This window comes from Kribbella sp. CWNU-51, assembly GCF_054073265.1.
Genome location: NZ_JBSXMZ010000022.1, coordinates 1 through 18,906 on the forward strand (window position 1 = coordinate 1; position 18,906 = coordinate 18,906).

Here is an 18,906-nt window from a genome sequence, read left to right on the forward strand (position 1 = left end):
GACCGCGGTCCATCGCGGCGTTGCGCCGTACCTGCCCAACAGCCTCGGGCAGGAGGGTGAGCCGGTCCCGGCCGAGGTGGATGAGGCCGCCTTCGTCCACGTTCCGCGTGAGGTCAGCGGGCCCAAGGTGCAGGCGAATCCCGCGTCGTTCTCGGACCACTTCTCCCAGGCCACGCTGTTCTGGGCGAGCATGACCGCGATCGAACGCGCGCACATCATCGAGGCCTTCACCTTCGAGCTCAGCAAGTGCTACGAGCAATCGATCCGCGAGCGGATGCTCGGCGTACTCGCGAACGTCGACGCCGGCCTGTGTACGGCGGTCGCCGCCGGCCTCGGCCTGCCCGCACCGAAGGGCACTCCGGTCACCGATCCGGTCCCCTCCCCCGCGCTGTCCCAGATCGTCACCACCCCCGGACCGATCGCCGGCCGCGTGATCGGCGTGGTCGCGACCGACGGAGCCGACCTCGCCGGCATCACCAAACTCCGCCGAGCCGTCGAGGCCCAGGGCGCCGTACTCCGCCTGCTCGCACCGTCCGGTGGCACGATCAAACGCGGCCGCTCGACCCAGACCGTCGATCGCACCTTCCTCACCACCCGCTCGATCGAGTACGACGCCGTAGTAGTTGCCGCAGGCAACCCTGCACTGAGCGACATCAAGCTGACGGTCCTGCTCGGCGAACTCTTCCGCCACTGTAAGGTCATCGGCGCCTGGGGCGACGGCGCCAAGGCCCTCACCGCGGCCGGCATCGACACCACCGCCCCCGGCATCATCCTCGGCGACACCATCGCCAAGCCCTACACCACCGAACTCTTCGCCGCCATCGGCCTCCACCGAGCCTGGGACCGCGCAAGTTGGGCCATCAGCCTCGGCGGTCGTGCCAAAAGACCGCCGAGGCCCGGAGCTAGCGGCGAAATACGCGGCCACCGTCAGCCAGCAACGAGCTATCGCTCGGCAATTCGCCGCCGCCTCGCTCGTGGCCGTCGAGCTACTGGGCGCCCGGCAGGAACTCCCGGCTCTTCGACTTCACGCGTTGCTTGATCACGTCGACGCGGTCGGAGTCCCCGCGGACGACTGATTCCAGGGCCTTCTCCAGTTGGTCCCAGGTGGCGTGCGGCGGGATCGGCGGCACGGCCGGGTCGGTGAGGAACTGGACCACGCACGGCCGGCGTGCATCCCAGGCCTTGTCCCACGCCGGACCGACCTCGTCCGGTTTCCCGGCGAGTACGCCGTCCGAGCTGCGCGCATAGGCCGCGTACGGGAAGTCGGGCAACTCCTGCGATGGCAGGAACTGCGGCGAACCATCCATCGCACGGAGCTCCCAGGTCCCCTGGTTCAGGTCGTTGTTGTGCAGCACCGCGATCACCATCCGCTGGTCGTCCCACTAGCGCGTTCATGGGTACCAGATCGGTCACCGAACACGACGAAGGAGACCGAAATGCGCGTCGACGTTGCCGATCTGATCTTGCAGGACCACCGTGAGGTCGAACGACTGTGGAACACAGCGAAACGCCACGCCCCGAACGACCCGGCGACGTCACGGTGGAGTAGGTCAGTGGCGCAGCGCGCGCTCGAGTTCGTCACGTCACATGGTGGATCGGCCCGGAATCCCGCGTTTCTGTGCCTCGCGGTACATCTCCTGACGCGTCCTCGGCTCGGACTCACCGGACTTCTTCCGCTGTGCGCGGCACCCTGCTTGCCCAACGCCGTACAGGTCTTCTTCGGTATCTTGGCGATCGTCTTCTGTACCTTCGCTGCCTTCACCGCCCCGCGCAGCCGACTTCTCCTTCTCGGTAACCATGCCCGCTCGGTTCCCACCACCCGTCAGCCAACCGAGGCGAACTGGAACGGCCCGGTCGTCGCGATCTTCGGTGGTCAACCGGACGTAGAACGTCCGGAACCGCCCCTAGGATGAAGGCGAGTTTCCGGTGCTGACGAGAAGGACGGAGGGACCCATGGCCGGCTACATGGTTGCGCATCTGGACACTATCGAGGAATTCGACGACGCAGGCTGTCACTATCAGCCGATCCGGCACCACCTAGGCATCTCCGCGTTCGGCGTGACTGCTTGGACGGCGCATGCCGCTGGCGACGTCGTCATCAACGAGCATGACGAGGACGACCCCACCGCCGATCAGGAGCTCTTTCTCGTCCTGCGCGGCCACGCCGTGTTCGAGATTGACGGTGACCACGTCGACGCCCCGGCCGGCACTCTCGTCTCCGCCCCTCCCCGCACGAGGCGAACCGCCACCGCCAAGCAGGCAGGGACGACTGTGATCGCACTGGAAGGCACGCCAGGGCGGCCGTACGACGCACGAGGATGGGAACTGTGGGCTCCGCTTGCCCCGCTCTATCAGGCTGGCAGATACGCCGAGGTCGCCGACCACCTCGGCGATCTTGTCGCAGCCAGTCCGCAGTACCCCATGTTGTTCTTCAACCTCGCCTGCTGCGAGAGCCGCTGCGGCCGGACCAGTGACGCGCTCCAGCACCTCCAGCACGCCATCAGTATGTCAGCGGAGTTCCGCGCATCCGCAAAGTCCGACTCCGACCTGGACCCGATTCGCAACGAACCCGCATTCACACAACTGATCAACGGATAACCCTCAGCACACTCAGCTGAGGGCGTCGAGAAGCGCTTGCGAGAATGCGGGCAGGTCGTCCGGATTCCGGCTAGTGATCAAGTTCTCGTCGGTGGCGACCTCCTGATCGACCCGCGTGGCCCCGGCGTTCCGCAGATCCGGTCGAAAGTCCGCCGTACCGCCGCTCGAGCTCCGGTACGCCGCGGAGACGCGTCGCCCGCACCAGCCTGTCCGCGGTACCGGACTTCGCTCAGCCCGAGCACTCGGTCAATCACATATCGGGTCTGCTCGGCGCCAGCCGACGCCATCGAGGAAGCTCGCGATCCTCGCGGGAGGCAGGTACCAGTGATTCGGCGAAGGTTGCTTCTGGATCGTGACCGGAAATCCCCAAGGCGGTCCAGTTCGTCGGACGTCAGCGTTCCCAGGTGGCGTACTTGGTGAGGTGGAGACTGAGCGCGATGCAGGGCCTCGACGTGCGGCCGCCAGTCAGTTCGATGTGTCCGACTACCGGCCACGACTTGTTGTCGTCGGCACCGATCGTCCGGGTGGTGGCGATCGGCCCATCGACGTATTCGGCACGTAACCGTCAACGAGTGCCCGAAACCGATCAGCCCGGCAGCGACTCACGACCGCCGCGTACGTAGACGGCCTTCGTCCACACTGCGTCGAAGCTTGTCAGGTAGGAGTTGAACATTTCGCTGTCATCGGACTGGCGGTAGTGGAACACGGGCGATTGGGCTGCGGGGACGCCGTAGGCGTGTTGGTTGACCAGGAGCTCGCCGTCGGCCCGGAACATCGAGTTGTACAGGACGGTGTCGTGCAGCCTCAGCTCAACGCCGTCCTGCTGGAGGAGTGGCCGCAGGAGGGCCAGCGAGTTGCGGATCTTCGCACTCATCGCCTCGCCGATCTCCTCTTCGGCACCCCTTCGGGTGACGTTCTTCCCATCCGGAGTCCCGAGGGCGAGCTTGATTCGCACTCCATCGGCGCTCTTATCGCACAGCAGGCGGACGATGCGGGCGTCCTCGGCAAGGAAGAGGGCGCTGTAGGCCAGGACGCCGATCTCGGAGTTGGCTGCGTGGAAGAGAGACAACCAGCCCCTCTGACTGATCGCCGTACGGCGGGGATAGACGCCAGCGAGCTCGGACGGCCTGCTGTTGCCTGCGGCAAATGACCGCAGTTCCGGCCAGATCGTTTCCTCATCGAGGTCGAGCAGTCTGGTCAGTGCCGCTCGGCGCCTTGGATGCGGTACTTGACCGCGCATCCAGTTCCGGACTGTCTTCGGGTCGACGGACAGCTTCACTGACAGGTCCAGCTCGGTGAGGTCTGCGTCGTACATCGCCCGCCGAAGCACCTCGTTCACTTGGATCGCCAACCTGACCAATCGGTAGATGTCGGTAAATGTCGGTTCGGACAGTACCACGAAATGTCCGTAAATGTCCGCGTCTGGGGTTCTCCTGTCCAGACCAGTGCAACGAGTCTTGGGGGCACGGCTCGACCACGTCGGCGGGCTGTTGATCGAGGAGTGCCAACGGTGAGCCAGACGACAGTCGATGAGGAGTTGGTTCGGGTGCGAGTGTGGTTCGGTCGACTCGCGATCGTCGACCGTACGGCGGGCACAGAGGTGGCCGTGGACTTCGCGCAGGCGATGGGTAGGCGATTCTTCGGACACCCGGTCACGGTCGATCCAGTCACCGCACCTCGACGGGGCACCGACCGGTGATCGGCCGAAGGCTGCCAGTGGCTCCTGGCTATGTCCGGCGCTATCCGGGGATGGATGATCGAGAACTGGGTGAACTCCAGCAGCGGCTCGCCGAGGTCGCGAGGAGGCACGGCCGCACGCTGGGCACGGTGTACGTGGAGGAGCTCCCTACGGATCCGCAGGCCTTCGAGGTGCTCCTAGCGGCGCTCAACGAGCTCGACATGCCTGCGGTCATCGTTCCGTCCAAGGCACACCTTGGACGCTGGGATCTCGCGGGTTCGAAGTACAACCGACTTCAACAGATCGTGAAGACCGAAGTCATCATCGCCGACTCCTGATCAAGCGCGTCCGGATCCCCTACTCGTGCTGGTCCGCAGAAAACCCAGACCTGCATGAGCCGGGCGCGCTTCACGGAGTCCTCCCTCGCGAGATCCCCGATGATCTCCTGCGCGTCTCGCGGGTGAGGTCTCCGTCTTATGGCCGGCAGGCGAGCGTTCGGTCACGCACCTGCGCTCGTCGGCCGTTCCACCTCCAGGACGGGGCGAGTCCCGGAGTGGCCGCCGCCTCTCGTCGTTTCCCTGGCCATCGCCCGGCGAGAGGCGGCGTTGGCATCTCAACACTCATTGACGGAACACAGGCGTGTCTGATCTGCTCATCTGGACTACGAAGCGCCGTACCCACCGCCTGCAGCGGGCTGCCGTTCGGCACGTCGAAAATGGGCTGGCCGATCGCCCGACTCGCAGCCCAGCGCGGTGGGCGCTGTGCACGCGGCCTCCTCGAGTGCATCGAGCCCCACCTGCCGATCGCCCATCTCGCGGTCTTCACCACGCCCACGCGATACACGCCGCGTTCGCCAGCGGCAGGTGGACAATTGCGTTACTTACGTGGCGCTTCGACGTACTCGAGCTGCCAGCCCACCTCGGTGCGCCGTTGCGTATCAGCTGAGGCCCTTTGCGGACGCTTGCGCCGGCGACTCGGTCGGGACCAGATCGAACCGCTGCTACTCGCCATCGCGATGTTGTTGCTCGTCGATCCAGTCGAGAACGACACTCCGGCGGTATCGCACATACCGCCCGACCCTGATGCCCTGAGGCCCGTATTTCAGTGTCCGCCAGCGGTAGAGGGTTCGCTTCGGAATGTTGAGGTAGCCGGACAGTTGATCGATGTCCCAGAGCGGATCCGGCTCAAGGCCCGCCGACATCAGATCCTCCGCCCGCTCGCCGTTCACGCTCTGCCTTGACCACTCGTCGAAGATCGCGAACAGAACACCCGAGGATCTCTGCGGCCGCCTCCGCGGATCCACAGGCTCTGGCAAGTTCGGCCGTTTCAGTGGCGGACATCGCTTCGGCGCTGGCGACGCGCTCGTCGTATCGCTGAATCGCGAGGGCCTTGGCTTCGATGGCACGAGCCAGGGATTCATGTGCCTTGATCGTGCGGGCCGTCGCGGCCTCGATCCTGGACTGTCGTTGACGAGCTCGCTGCAGTGCGGCGACCCTCTCGCTGGCTCCCATCGGCTACTCAGCCCCTCGATGGTCACAGCGCCGGGCCGTCGACGTCGGGAGGAAGGAAGAGAGAGTCGAGAGGTCTCGCCGGAACCGTCGGAAGCGGCGTCCGACTGGCCTGTAGATACTTGTCGGTCGAGTCGATGAGTTGTCTGGCCGCATTGACGACTCGGGCGCCGGTTGCCTTGATCACACTCCCGGGATCGTCTGGATCGACCAGGGTCGCCCACCCCGCGACGTAGTCGAAGGAAGTAGCTTCGACGCTGAGGCCGTTGTGCGCGAGCACGATATAGGCGATCGACTCTGCCTCTACTTCGCGGGCGCCCCGGCACATCACACTCCCAGCGCCGCTGACGTCTCCTCCTGAGTGCATGCGCATGTGCCCGACCTCGTGGGCCAATCGCGCGACCGCAGTGAAGTCGTCCAGATGATCGGCGATCACGATCTGCTTGGCGTCGTAGTCGGTAAAGCCTTCGGAAGCGTCTCCGATCGGCCGAACATCGATCGTGAACCCCTCCGCGGAAACCTCTTGTGCCAGGGCGCTCCACAGATGGTTCGACACATCGCGGCTGCCAGGAACTGATGTACGAGGCAGGTATATCGGCGGGCCGGCCGTGTCGGTTACGTCATAGACAGTTGCCACCCGGAACCCGATGATGTCGTGATGTACCCGGCCGTCGGCCGCGGGATTGTTGTCTCCCGTCGCCGTCTGGGACCGAATCGGTTCCAGAATCCTGATGCCGCGTTGCTTCACGACCCGTCGTCCAAGCTTCTCCCATGCATGGGCGCGCGCGACCCAGTTGGCTTGCGGCATCTGTAGGTTGATGAGGACAACGTTCCCGAAACCAAAGCTGGGGAACAGTGCCGCGACATCCAACCATCTGGCCCAGTCCGAACCCGTCTTCATTTTGCTGACCTCCACCTCGAGCACCTGATGTAGGTCCTCGGCGGTCACTCGATCATTGCCCATCGCAACCTCCCGAAGATTCAGCCGACAGTCGCTCAACGGTCGAGCTCCTCGGGTACCTGTCCTGGATCCGTGATCCCGGTCTCGGAGAAGATGGTCCGGCGCGGCCTACTCGGCGCTTCGATGTACGGCGCTGGGATGCGCGTGTGCTCCTCTCCGCCTGGGCGGGACTGGTGTGACGTCCCGGCCAGACGACGCGCGACGTCGGACGCCGCCGTCAGATGGCCAGCACTCCAAGCCAGAGCATCCGTCAGATCGTCGAAGCAGTTTGCGAGGTTGGTGCGCACCCAGTGAGCCTGCAAAGGTCTCGATCCACCTCCTGGGCGACGCAGATAGATGAGATTGAGCTTCGCAACATCACGCCGTGGAACGAACAGGCGTCCGTCGAGGATCAGTCCGGCAACTGCGTATTGCTGATTCCTCGCCACTCGATCTGCAGCCCAGACAAGCTCGTCCATCGCATCTAACCAGCGTGCTGCGATGCGTGGATTCTGAACCAATTCTGCCGGCCGCAGCAAGCGACCCTCAACGCTCGTGACTTGGTCGAGCGCGGCGCGCAGATCGAGAAATGCGGCCTCACCGGGCGTGCTGCTTTGGCCGCTCACGTCGGACACCCGTCGCTGCCAGGACTCTCCAACTCTGATGGCACCGGCGTCAAAGGCACGCAACCGCGCCTTGAGGGTCTTGAGGTCAAGTATCTGCCAGGCTTCGAGGGCGGCGCCAGGCGCGGCGAGGAGGTGGTCGGCGAACTGCCATACCGCCCCACACACAGTGCGCAACTGCGCAGTCGCAGAGCGAAGATCGCGAGTGAGCAGTGTTCGCGGCGGCATTGAACCGTGTGCACGTTCCCACCGCACCGCGTTGCGGGCGAGCACCGACACTCCGTCGACTGCGACAGGTGGTGCTCCTGCTGTTAGGCCGCCCAGCGGCCCAAGTCCAGAGCGGCGTAGGTCGGACTGAGCAACCCACTCGAGCTCCCCCATCACGGTAAGCAAGTAGTGATATTCCGCGGACCTCGTGCGGCTGTCACGCAGTACGACTCTCGCGCCTATCAGTGCGATGGCCGCGACTTCCGCCCTGGCCGCGAGCAGATCCTCTTGATCGTCGAGCGCCCTCGCTGTCGTCGGATCCTGCGCAGCGAGTAGGTCGGCGCCGGCGCCAATTGCCCGGGCCAGCCGGCCCAGCGAGTTCTCGGATGATCTGCCCCTGGTCGTGTACCTGACCGTCTTAAGACGTCCTCGTAGCCAGCGGAGGTGAGCGACTGTGGCTGCGAGTACCGTCCGCCAATCGGTCATCAGCTCGGCTTCGTCTCGATAGGTGCTGCGATGAGCGTTGACGGCCATGCGTCGGGCGGTGCGGAGCAGGTCCTCATACGTCGCGCGCATCTTGAGCCATCCGGATTTCCGCGGCGGCGGTTCGCAACGCGTCTCCCAGAGCGAGCCGCCAACTGAGCTCCTCGATCGGCACATCGAGCCTGTCGGCTGCGAGCGCCGCCTCGTCGAGCAGCTCGGCCGGCTCGGCATCGACGTCACCCTCGTACGGCCCGTACGGCGTGATGTCGAGCAACCCGCACAGCCGATACCGGCTGAACGCTGTCATAGCCCACCGGCCGTCGACCGCTCTGTCCTCCATCACCTCGACAATCGCCTCAGCCCGAGTGACCAGATCGACCACTCGACGGCGCACCTCGTCGCTGTTGGGCAGGTTGTTGTGCACATTGGTTCCTTCCGTCGCAAGCTTCGCCAACGTGGCCCGGCACGACCGCTCAGTCGTACGCTCGACCAACGCGACGTACGTCGCAGTGGCCGAAGGCGTCTTAACCACGGCCTACTCAACGGATGCCGCAGACAACTTTTTGACTTGCCGACGACGCAGCTTCGACAACCCTTGGACCAAGGCGTTCAACCTCACTCGGCGGCTGGTCGCAAAGAGCCGCCATCCACCCGGCACGCGACCAGCGCCCCCCGAACCGACGCAGCTGCCAGCGAAGCACCAGCGCAACACCTGCCGTTGGAGCCGGCCACCTAGGTCGGCTGCGCCGGGCCTTCGAGGCGCGATGCACCTGCAAGGCCGCACTCCAGGAGATCGAGTTGCAGATAGCTCAGCGGGGACACTGGCTGGACACCATGCAATGAACCAGGTTCGACGAGCATCCTGTTAACCTGTCGCCGCCGATGCAGCCTGGTCCCACCGGTCCCAACCCCAGGTCAACCCAGTATGATCTGTGGCGCGCCGTAGGCGCCAACCACCGCAGTCGATAGAGGTCCCCTGATCAGACGGCTGTAACATCTCCGGTCAATCTGGGGATGATCATTCGAAGAGGGGACCTCGTCAGGCTGCGTCCACTGGTCGGCTGACGCGGACGACCGGGTGACAGGGGGTGTTGGTTCTGACGGGGGCCGCTAAGCCCGCGCGCCGCGGGCGGTTGCGCTGGTTGTGGGGTGTCCTCGCGCTGGTCGGCCTCTTGGCTGTTTCGTCGCGCTGGCTGGCTCCCGCCGTTTTGGCGTACTTCGGAGCCGACATCTCGACCCGTGATCAGCTCAGCAGCCCGCTGGGACTAGCGGTCGGTCTCGTGTCTCTCGTCGTCGCGATCGTTGTACCCATCATTCAGGCGCGGCAGGGTCGTCACCTGGCAGAGATATCAGACGGGACCGCGTTAGCTGCGCGGCCCGGGATGAACTCGCTGGATCCCCCGGACACATCGATGGCCGGTGACGTTCATGGCCGCGCTGAGCTGATCGAGGCGCTGGTCGACCTATATTCGTGGCGTAACAGAGGTGGGCCGCGGGTGCGGATCATTTGTGGAATGCCCGGGTCCGGCAAGACCGCAATCGCCCTCCGAGTAGCCGACGAGGTGAAGCAGCAGGGAGTCCGGGTGTGGTGGATCTCTGCTGCCGAGGAGACCGAGCTTCAGACCGGTCTGCGACAGCTTGCTCAACTATTGGCCCCTGAACTTGGAGTCACGACTCGAGATCTCGATCGCCGGTGGGCAGACGACGCCCCGGATGCGCTTTGGCGTCTCCTGAACGGGTATCGCGGGTCCCAATGGATGTTGATCATCGATAATGCCGATGACGTACACGTGCTTGCCCCTGAGCACGAACTGCCAGCCGGCAAACGAGGCTGGATTCGTCCAGTGACTAGCGCCAAAGGAGCGCTGCTGATCACCAGCCGAGATCGTCGACGGCAGGTCTGGGGTGACTGGTGTCATCGAGAGGAGATCGAGAAGCTCCCTCCAGCTGTCGGGGCACAGGTACTGCTAGACATCGCAGGAGAAAGCGCGGGCAGCCCCAGCGATGCCAAAGCACTATCCGTCCGCCTAGGTGGACTTCCTCTCGCACTCACACTCGTCGGTCGGCATCTTGCTGACGCAAACAGTGTGCCTCTGCCGGGTGGAATCACAACCTTCGTAGGCTATCGAGCGGCACTTGACGCGGAACCGCTAGCAAACGCCGAAGCTCGTGGAATCATCAACAGCGCGTATGAGCTGTCGATCACACAGCTCGAGACTCGCGGTCATGGCAACGCGCGCCCTCTGTTGAGACTTCTTTCGATGTTTGCGGACGCACCTATCCCATATACCGCGATCCTCGATCCAAGGGCAATCACGGCCTGCTCGCTGTTCTCGGAGATCGGCGTTGAAGAGTTACGCGCCCTGCTCCAGGCGTTAGCTGGCCAGAGTCTGCTTGAGCTCGCATCCGAATCCGTCGGGTTGCTGAGCGCCGCACAGGTCGCCGGAACGCTGAGGCTTCATCCCCTGCTGCGCGATGCCAACCTCCATGCAGCGACCATTGACCGACAAGAAGTTCCGCTCCTAGTCCTTGCGGCGTTGCTTCTCGAACGCGCCACGAACAGCCCCGGCATTGATCCCGCGATCGAATCGGGCTGGCCCACCTGGCGAGCCCTCACCCCGCACACGATGCACTTGCTTGTGTCGTCCGCAGAGTGCGGCGAACCCATTCGAGAGACGGTCCGCCACGCCGCGGTCTCGGCGTTGCGCGCCAGCGAGTACCTCGCGGCCACGGGCCTTGCCGCAGCGGCGCTCGCACAGGCTCGGGCGGTCGAACAGATCTCTACTGCTCAGCTCGGCTCGGACGATCCCACCGTTCTCATGGCACGCGCCCGAGTGGCCAGGTGGCTCGGGCAGTCGGGTGACCTGGCTGGTGCCCGGGATCTCTTCACACAGTTGCTGCCAGCACAGGAACGGACACTAGGCAGCGAGCACCCCGAGACGCTCTCAGCAAGTGCGGGCCTCGCAATGTTCACAGGCTGGGCCGGCGATCCGGCTGCCGCCCGGGATCTCTTCATACAGTTGCTGCCAGCACAGGAACGGGCGCTTGGCAGTGAGCATCCCGATACACTTTCAGTGCGTGCGGGCCTCGCTCTGTTTACTGGACGAGCAGGTGACCCGGCTGGCGCTCGGGATCTCCTCAGACATCTGTTGCCGGTCCAGGAGCGGGTGCTTGGCGAGGATCACGCAGAGACCATGAGGACTCTCGCAAATCTTGCTACCCTGCTTCCTCCGTCAGCAGAGACCCAGCCGGCAGCTCGACCGTCCATCGTCTCACCGCAGCAGACTGGCCAGCCGCATCTCTTTTTGGTCCCACCTGTCTCGCGACCTGCTCCCTTCGATAGCTCCGGTTGGGAGAAGAAGTACCGGAATGCGGCGCTGAGCGGTGACTTCCTGGCTGCGACTGCAGCCCTGTGCGTCCCGCTGCTGGTCGGCCTCGGCGATCGACAGGGCGTTGGTTCTCTGATCTTCGGTTGCCTCCTGCCTCTGTTCTGGGTCTCTGCCATCGGCATCGCGCGGGGATACGAGTCTCGATATCTCGGTGAGGGGGCGTACGAGACGCGTTCGATCCTCTTGGCCGGCGTTGCGCTGATTGGGATTCTTGCGGCAGTGGCGTACTCGGCCCGAACTGACTTAGCGCATGGCTTCATCGAGTTGTCGATCCCATCTGCCGTACTCTTGTCGGCACTGGTGCGCGCCACGCTGCGTAGGAGACTCATCCGGCGGCGCTACCGAGGCGAATGCATGCGTCGAGTGCTGGTTGTCGGTCGAGGCAGGGCAGCTAGCAATCTGAGGCGGCATCTGGAGGAACGTCCTGCGGACGGCTTCAGCGTCGTAGCGACCTTGGGCACACGAGGAGATGGGGCATCTCAGCCGCAGTCCGACGAGTCCGGCGTGGTGAACGGAGCGCTTGACGAGACTGCGATCGAGACCGCCGTCGACCGGTACGGGATTGATCTCGTCGTTATCGTTGCGGACCCGTCGCTTGCTGGGCAGTCCCTGCGACGTGTTTCTTGGGCTCTCGATCAGCGCGGGATCGATCTCATGGTGTCACCTGGCATCGTCGAAGTCTCACGCCCACGAATCTCGATCCATCCTGTCGCGGGCCTCTCGCTATTCCGTCTCGAGCGCCCGTCCTCAAGCTCCGGGCCGCATCTGCTGAAGAGCGTCTTCGATCGAGTCGTCGCGGCGTTGATGATCCTCGTGCTGTCGCCGCTCCTGCTGGGTGTCGTTATCTCGATACGACTGAGTAGCAGGGGACCGGTCCTGTTTCGACAGACTCGTGTGGGGCGCGGCGGTGGAGAGTTCACGATGTTCAGGTTTCGAACCATGTTTCGCGATGCCGGTCAGCGCGCGAGTGAACTCCGTGCGTTGACTGAAGGCAACAACGTGCTCTTCAAGATTCGAGAGGATCCCCGGGTCACTCCTCTCGGAAAGTACCTACGCCGATTCTCAGTCGACGAGCTTCCGCAACTGCTGAACGTCCTTCGCGGTGAGATGTCGCTGGTGGGTCCGCGCCCACCGCTACCGACCGAGGTTGCTATGTACGCCGCTGACGACACGCGACGCATGCTCGTCAAGCCTGGACTAACCGGACTCTGGCAGGTCAGCGGACGCAGCGATCTGACGTGGGAGGAGTCAGTCAGGCTTGATCTTCGCTATGTGGACAACTGGTCGATCGTCCTAGACCTCTTGATTCTGTGGAAAACTTTCCGTGCCGTCATCGGCCGGGACGGTGCGTACTAGTTCGTCTGGGCCCGGAAACAATCTGGCCGCGGCGTCACCTTTTTCGGCCGGATGCGCAGTTCTGGAGCAGCCAAGGCCGGACGTCCACTCTCGGAGGCGACGGTGGAGGTCGAGGTGGAAGGCAATGGCACCGGACGAGCTCACCTTTTCTAAGTATGAGGCCCTCCCAGAGGATGCGGAAGGCGGCGAGCCGCCAATTCACATTGCCGGCAGTAGGTCAGCTCCCTTCACTGTCGACAGACGTCGCAGGTCCGTGGTCGGAGTCAGAGTTCGGTTCTGGCTCTTGCTGCATGAGCCAGACAGGTATCACTACGAGGCGCAGCAACAGCCACCAGCAGTAGACGGCCGAGTAGCTCCAACTGGCATCGTCTGTGAGGAGCCCATGGGCGATGTCGTTGCGAAGATTTGCACCCTCCTTCTCAACCAGGAGCGCGCGGAGCTCCAATGTGAGTCCACCGCCGAAGTGTTGCTCGACGCCCTCTTGCACAAGCAGGGTTCCCAGCCCTTTCTCTGTCTCGACCCCGGTTGTTTCGTCGGTAACGATCGTGCTCATGCCCACCCGCTTGAGGCGGAATCGGACTGCATGCTCCAGCTGAGGGACGAGAACCGAGACAGCAGACGGGAAGTCGTCGTTGAGACCATGCCAAAGGCCTCTCGCCCAGAGGCGCTCGTGCCCAGGAGGGACGAGGGGGGACTCCACGCAGAGTAGGGTCAAGAAGTCGAGGCGGTACAGGTGCTCGATCATCAGCCGTCTCGCCCAGGCAGTATCAGGCCGGCGGTGACGAGTTCGACCCGGAACCGGAAGTTCCGGACGACCTCCGCCCACAAGAAACCTTCGTCATCAATACCACCGGTGGCCGCAACCTTCCGCCCGTCCCGACTGAACGTTGCGCGTGGGATTAGGCCCGCGATGGTTCCGGTCGTCTGTTCCTTGACCTGTTCGTAGCTCTCGTCTTTGTTGCTCAGCGGCGCAATATTCGCCAGTCGAACCAGCGCCTCGAAGGGAGGCTTCCCCGACACCATCGCTTGTGCCTGCGTGGCGTAGGGGGTGAGGTCCATCGGCTCGCCTTCGATGGTCACCATTTCCTCGAGGGTCGCCTGCCGCAGGTCGTGAAGACGAGCCCGTAGCTCATCGATGCGTCTCTCCAGACCGTGCGCCTGTCGGTAAGACCGAGGCAGCCCGCGAAGCCTTGAGATCGCCTTCTCTATTTCCAGTCCTGCGGCGAGTGCACTTGAGGCGTCTGCTGCCATCCGAGCATCTGCAGCGAAGACGTAAGTCTCAGCAATCCGTGCTACGCAGTCTTGCGCCTTGGCCTCCTCGCCGCAGCGTCCGAACCACGACGATGCTTCGCGTTCGAAGTATCGAGACAGACGCGGGTTGGTCGACAGCGCTTCTGCAGCTAGCTCTAGGAGCCGGCCTGCCATCTGGCGCGCATCGTCGTGCGATAGGCGGACGCTCTCGTTGAGCAGCCGTGAGACCCAGGTGATGAAGTATCCGTCCGCAAGCGTGGCGTTCAGGATCTTCTCCTGCATGGCGCTGCACATCGCTTGGACAGGCTCAGACCCGCGTCGCCCAAGCCTCTTGGCGAGCTGCAGGGCTCTTCGCCATGACTCCTCCCCGACGGTCGCCCAGTCCTCTCGGTCGAGCGGACATGACCGGTAGGTATCTATCGCCAAGGTGAGTAGCTCGGCCGCTCCGCGGTTGCCGTAGAACCAAGCGACGTCGGCGACACGGGCTCGCAGCGTCGTCTCCTGGATCATCGGAGCGACTGTGGCCAGCGTCGCGATCTGACCAGGCGTCAGGTCGCTCGGCAGCGCAGATCGCCTGTCGCCCCACACAATCGCTGGCTTGAACGGCTCCAGCCAGTTGTCAGGCTGGAGCATCGCCGCGGTAGCAACCGCGAGGGCCTCGATCACCTGCCGCTCAAGTTCCCCGAGGTCGTTCTGTCTCAGCCGCGCTGAGAACTCCGTCGCCAGAGCCTCCGGCTGTTCGAGATCACGTGCTGCGCCGATGATGTTCTCCCACCACGCGGGATCGATCTCATCGCCGCTGGGGGCCGATACCGGGCTGCTCATCGCGCTTCCTCCTACAAGCTGACAGAACACTCGCAGGTCTCATGAGACTACGCGACCCAATTACCCAACTGCCAAGCGACGGGCCTCACCTTCCCAACCGCCCACCACGTGGCTTCGAAACTGGCTGCGAAGGTGTGGAACCTCGAAGGTGGACCGCGTAGCAATAGATGAACGCTCAATGACTTGCCGCCGTTCCCAGTTGGCAGGGTGGACCGCCCCCGCCGGACCGCGGCCAGCGCCACCGTCACACATCTTGCATTCAAGGAGAGGCTGCTTTAAAGGCGGCGCGGATCGGGCCGGCAGTCCGACGACCGTTGATCGGTTGTGGACCTTCCAACAGCTCGGTTAAGGGCCGCTTCGCGGCGTGTGCAGTCGTGCTGAGTATCCACCGGCTGACTGCGGGAGACGGCTACAAATATCTGCTTCGGCACATCGCTTCCGGTGACGTCGACCGCCGAATGGCTACGTCGCTCACGGCGTACTACACCGCGTTCGGATATCCGCCGGGGCGGTGGATCGGGAGCGGTCTTAGTGGCTTGGGGCAAGGACAGCTCTTGCCCGGAAGCGAGGTCTCCGAGGCGCAGATGGCCGCTCTCTTCGGTCGGGCCGAGGATCCGGTGACCGGCCGGATCCTGGGGCGTCCGCATCGAGTGTTCAAGAGTCCGTCGGAGCGAATCCGACAGCGGATCCGTGAGCTCGATCCGACCCTGAATGACGTCGATCGGCAGGATGCGATCGAGCAGATCCGTAAGGCCGAGATGCGACAGAAGACGAGGCAGGCGGTCGCGGGCTTCGACCTCACCTTCTCCCCCGCCAAGTCGGTTTCGGCGCTCTGGGCGACGGCCCACGTCGGCGTGCAGGAGCAGATCGTTGCTGCGCATCACGACGCGGTTCACGACGTGCTTGGATTGATCGAACAGCATGCCGCGTTCACCAGGACGGGCGATGGCGGTCTCGCCCAGATCGATACCCGCGGCGTGATTGCCGCTGCCTTCGATCACTGGGACACCCGGAGCGGTGATCCTCAGCTCCACACTCACGTGGTCGTCGCCAACCGTTTGCAGGGCCCGGATGGCGCCTGGCGAACGCTCGACGGCCGCGTCTTGTACCGCTCGATCGTCGCCATGTCGGAGATCCACAACGTCTTCCTGGCCGACAACCTCACCGAACGCCTGGGTGTGAACTGGGAGCTTCGAGAACGTGGATCCCAGCGAAATCCGGCGTTCGAGATCGACGCCATACCCGATGAACTGATCCGTGAGTTCTCCGCCAGAACGGAACAGATCGAGGCCAACCTCGCGGCGCTTCTCGAGGAGCGTGGAGACGAGATCCATCCACCGGGCCGCCGCGAAATGTACGTGCTCCGACAACAGGCAACCCTCCTGAACAGGCCACCCAAACACCTGGCGCGTCCGCTTGCGGCACTGATGGCCCAGTGGAAGATGCGCGCAGATCAGGCCATAGGCAACGACGCCGTTACAGCCATCCAGCGTTCACTCGATCACGCGCGGGATCGCCCGCTCTGTGCGGCCGATCTGAGTCGGGAGACGATTGAGGCGTACGGCGGTGCCACCGTTCTCACGCTGCAGAACAAGCGCGCGACCTGGACCCGCTGGAACCTCCTGGCCGAAGCCGCACGCCAAACCCGCCTGCTCCGACTCGTGTCCCCCAGCGACCGATTCGCCGTACTGCAGGCCATCGTCGAGAGCGCCGAACAGCAGTCGATCAGCCTTACCGCGCCCGAGCTCATCACAGTCCCAGTCACGAGGAACAGCGGCGAGAGTGTCTTCACGATCCACAATGGCGAGATCTTCACCTCGCCGGTCATCCTCGGCGCGGAGTCACTGCTCCTCGACCTCGCGCGCGATCCGGCCGGACCAACCATCGACGAGCGTGCGCTCCACGATGCCGATCTCAGTGCAGACAAGGTCCGAGCCTTGCGGCGAATCGCAGCCTCGGGGCAGAAGGTCGAGGCCCTCATCGGCCCGCCGGCACAGGCAAGACCAGCCTGCTGTCCGCCCTAACGACCAGCTGGCAGGCAGTCCATGGCGACGGTTCGATCATCGCCCTCGCGCCTTCCTCTGCGGCATCGACCATCCTGTCCGACGCCATCGGCACACCCACCGAGAACATCGCCAAATGGGTCTATGAGTCAGCCGGATTAGGTGCCGAAGAACGACGCCGGCGGATCCAGCAAGCCGAGTATGGCGCCCATCTCGCCCATCAGGTCGGCCGCCGGCTCCGCCATCAGCGTCTGACCGCCGTCTTGGCCGCGCTCCGCGCCGAAAATGACCGCTGGAGCTTCCGCGCAAACCAACTGATCATCGTTGACGAAGCGTCGATGGCTGGCACCACGGAGCTCGCCACGCTCGCCCGCGCCGCGAGCACGGCCGGAGCCAAACTCCTCCTTGTCGGCGACGACGCTCAACTCGGCGCAGCCGATACAGGTGGAGCATTCCGTCTCATCGCCCGCGACACCAACGCGGCCGAGCTCAGCGACGTCTGGCGCTTCTCCAACACCTGGGAACGCGAAGCAAGCCTCTTGCTCCGGCGCGGCGACCTAGCAGCGATCGACCTATACGTCGACCACGACCGACTGACCGCCGGCTCGAGCGACGAGATGGAAGACGCCGCCTACAAGGCCTGGCTCACCGACACCACCCGCGGAAAGACCAGCCTTCTCATCGCCGCGGACAACGCCACCGTCGCGCGCCTGAACGCCCGGGCCCGCCTCGACCGAATCACCACCGGCGAAGTCGAACCCAACGGCATCGAACTCCACAACGGCAACGACGTCGGCCTCGGCGACCACATCGTCACCCGCCTCAACAACCGCCGCCTGCGCTATGGCACAAACAGCTTCGTCCAAAACGGCGACCACTGGACCGTCATCCACCGCTGGCCCGACGGCTCCCTCACCGTCCGGAACCACGCGGACGCCACAGTCACACTCCCCAGCACCTACGTCCAGGAGTCCGTCGAACTCGGGTACGCCACCACAGCCCACCGAGCCCAAGGCGCAACCGTCGACACCGCCCACATCCTCGTCACCGACCACCTCACCCGAGCCCTCATGTACGTCGGAATGACCCGCGGCCGCCACACCAACAGCGCGTACGTTGCGACCCACCAGCCACCCTCAGACCTGCACGAAGCCCACCCAGAACAGACCATGCAAGACGTCCTGGGAGCAGTCCTGGAAGACCCTGGGGTAGAGCAATCGGCCCACGAAGTCATGCGCCAGGAACTGGATAACGCCACCCGTCTCGACCGCCTGGTCCCCCTGCACAACCACCTCTGCCAACTCGACGCCCGCACCCGGTATCGCGAAGCCATCGCTACCAGCGGGCTCGACGCCACCGACCAGGTCGCTCTCCAAGCCTCCACGGCGTACGGCGCCCTCGTAGCCGAACTGCGCCGGGCCGAGGATGCGAACCTCGACCTCCCCAACCTCCTGCACCAGGCGGTCAGCCAGTCATCGCTGACCGATGCGAATGACCTCGCCGCGGTCGTCCACAGCAGGGTCGAGCGCCTGGTCTCAAGGGCTCTCCGCCGCTCTGGCCACCGACCGACGATGATCGCTGGCCTGGTCACTCCAGCGAAGCGTGTCAGCGATCCAACGCTGATCGCCCCACTCCGCGAAATCGAATCCCAGATCGCGCAGCGCGCCGATTGGCTAGCTCAGAAGGCGTTTGCCGAGCGGCCGAACTGGTGTGACGCCGCGGTCCGCGTACACGGCGTCTCGTACGAGCTTGCTCGCGAGATCGCCGCATACAGGGAGCGGTACAGCATCCGAGGTCACACAATCATCGGCGACACACCCACGCCCAACGCGTTGGCCCAGCGTGCCCACCATGCCCGGCTTATCAATCTGTTAGCCGTCGGAACCCCCGCCAACATCGAACCGTTGGCCAGCGGCGCCCGCGCTCTCGATCATCGGAAAGAGCCGGACGTGCCTAGGTCACCCGACTGACATCTCGGTCTTCACCATTTGAGTCGTTGCTGACCGCAGAGTGAGGAGGCCCGGGCATCGTGAGTCCAACACAGC

Annotated in this window: 15 protein-coding genes and 1 pseudogene; 7 read left to right on the forward strand and 9 right to left on the reverse strand. The window is 64.3% G+C overall.

Annotated features, from left to right (window positions below; genetic code table 11):
* Positions 1 to 1,039 (forward strand): catalase-related domain-containing protein (locus tag ACXC9Q_RS22805; RefSeq protein WP_457058664.1); only part of this gene is annotated, 1,039 nt, incomplete at its 5' end.
* Here the strand turns inward: ACXC9Q_RS22805 and ACXC9Q_RS22810 are convergent.
* Positions 987 to 1,367: a hypothetical protein gene (locus ACXC9Q_RS22810; protein WP_457058665.1), complete on the reverse strand. Its 381-nt coding sequence runs from the start codon at positions 1,365 to 1,367 to the stop codon at positions 987 to 989. The two genes, ACXC9Q_RS22805 and ACXC9Q_RS22810, sit on opposite strands and share 53 nt — an antisense overlap.
* A gap of 586 nt (positions 1,368 to 1,953) precedes the next feature.
* Between ACXC9Q_RS22810 and ACXC9Q_RS22815 the strand changes: the two genes are divergently transcribed.
* On the forward strand, positions 1,954 to 2,598 hold the full coding sequence (locus ACXC9Q_RS22815) for a TPR end-of-group domain-containing protein (protein ID WP_457058666.1): 645 nt from the start codon (positions 1,954 to 1,956) through the stop codon (positions 2,596 to 2,598).
* A gap of 12 nt (positions 2,599 to 2,610) precedes the next feature.
* Here ACXC9Q_RS22815 and ACXC9Q_RS22820 read toward each other — a convergent pair.
* Positions 2,611 to 2,742 (reverse strand): annotated as a pseudogene (locus ACXC9Q_RS22820) (DJ-1/PfpI family protein); the annotation flags it as partial.
* Between the two features lie 442 nt (positions 2,743 to 3,184).
* Positions 3,185 to 3,937 (reverse strand): helix-turn-helix domain-containing protein, encoded by a 753-nt coding sequence (locus ACXC9Q_RS22825; protein WP_457058667.1) that lies wholly within the window; start codon positions 3,935 to 3,937, stop codon positions 3,185 to 3,187.
* Positions 3,938 to 4,108: 171 nt separating this feature from the next.
* On the opposite strand from ACXC9Q_RS22825, the gene ACXC9Q_RS22830 reads away from it, so the two are divergent.
* Together ACXC9Q_RS22830 and ACXC9Q_RS22835 are read left to right on the forward strand one after the other, a co-directional pair.
* Positions 4,109 to 4,297, forward strand: coding sequence for a hypothetical protein (locus tag ACXC9Q_RS22830; protein WP_457058668.1), 189 nt, complete (start codon positions 4,109 to 4,111; stop codon positions 4,295 to 4,297).
* 50 nt (positions 4,298 to 4,347) lie between these two features.
* Entirely contained in the window at positions 4,348 to 4,614 is a 267-nt protein-coding gene (locus ACXC9Q_RS22835; RefSeq protein WP_457058669.1) for a hypothetical protein, read from the forward strand.
* Positions 4,615 to 5,276: 662 nt separating this feature from the next.
* Here ACXC9Q_RS22835 and ACXC9Q_RS22840 read toward each other — a convergent pair.
* The 4 genes from ACXC9Q_RS22840 to ACXC9Q_RS22855 form a co-directional block, all read right to left on the reverse strand.
* Positions 5,277 to 5,504 carry a helix-turn-helix domain-containing protein gene (locus tag ACXC9Q_RS22840; protein ID WP_457058670.1) on the reverse strand — a complete coding sequence of 76 codons (228 nt, stop codon included), beginning with the start codon at positions 5,502 to 5,504 and terminating at the stop codon, positions 5,277 to 5,279.
* Positions 5,505 to 5,809: 305 nt separating this feature from the next.
* Positions 5,810 to 6,748 carry an ImmA/IrrE family metallo-endopeptidase gene (locus ACXC9Q_RS22845; RefSeq protein WP_457058671.1) on the reverse strand — a complete coding sequence of 313 codons (939 nt, stop codon included), beginning with the start codon at positions 6,746 to 6,748 and terminating at the stop codon, positions 5,810 to 5,812.
* 32 nt (positions 6,749 to 6,780) lie between these two features.
* Complete coding sequence (locus tag ACXC9Q_RS22850; protein WP_457058672.1) at positions 6,781 to 7,620, reverse strand: hypothetical protein; 840 nt, start codon at positions 7,618 to 7,620, stop codon at positions 6,781 to 6,783.
* A 493-nt stretch (positions 7,621 to 8,113) separates the two neighbouring features.
* On the reverse strand, positions 8,114 to 8,569 hold the full coding sequence (locus ACXC9Q_RS22855; RefSeq protein WP_457058673.1) for a hypothetical protein: 456 nt from the start codon (positions 8,567 to 8,569) through the stop codon (positions 8,114 to 8,116).
* A gap of 556 nt (positions 8,570 to 9,125) precedes the next feature.
* On the opposite strand from ACXC9Q_RS22855, the gene ACXC9Q_RS22860 reads away from it, so the two are divergent.
* A complete protein-coding gene (locus tag ACXC9Q_RS22860; protein WP_457058674.1) occupies positions 9,126 to 12,782 on the forward strand; it encodes an exopolysaccharide biosynthesis polyprenyl glycosylphosphotransferase in 3,657 nt (1,218 codons plus the stop codon).
* A 217-nt stretch (positions 12,783 to 12,999) separates the two neighbouring features.
* On the opposite strand, the gene ACXC9Q_RS22865 is transcribed toward ACXC9Q_RS22860, so the two are convergent.
* Both ACXC9Q_RS22865 and ACXC9Q_RS22870 read right to left on the reverse strand, forming a co-directional pair.
* Positions 13,000 to 13,527 carry a DUF4209 domain-containing protein gene (locus tag ACXC9Q_RS22865; RefSeq protein ID WP_457058675.1) on the reverse strand — a complete coding sequence of 176 codons (528 nt, stop codon included), beginning with the start codon at positions 13,525 to 13,527 and terminating at the stop codon, positions 13,000 to 13,002.
* The gene (locus ACXC9Q_RS22870) at positions 13,527 to 14,858 is read right to left on the reverse strand and encodes a DUF7380 domain-containing protein (RefSeq protein ID WP_457058676.1); all 1,332 of its coding nucleotides are present in this window, start codon (positions 14,856 to 14,858) and stop codon (positions 13,527 to 13,529) included. The genes ACXC9Q_RS22865 and ACXC9Q_RS22870 overlap by 1 nt, the downstream gene beginning before the upstream one ends.
* A gap of 374 nt (positions 14,859 to 15,232) precedes the next feature.
* Between ACXC9Q_RS22870 and mobF the strand changes: the two genes are divergently transcribed.
* Positions 15,233 to 16,882 (forward strand): MobF family relaxase, encoded by a 1,650-nt coding sequence (gene mobF, locus ACXC9Q_RS22875; protein WP_457058850.1) that lies wholly within the window; start codon positions 15,233 to 15,235, stop codon positions 16,880 to 16,882.
* A complete protein-coding gene (locus ACXC9Q_RS22880) occupies positions 16,870 to 18,831 on the forward strand; it encodes an ATP-dependent DNA helicase (RefSeq protein ID WP_457058851.1) in 1,962 nt (653 codons plus the stop codon). Before mobF ends, ACXC9Q_RS22880 begins: the two co-directional genes overlap by 13 nt.
* The last annotated feature ends 75 nt before the right edge of the window (positions 18,832 to 18,906 follow it).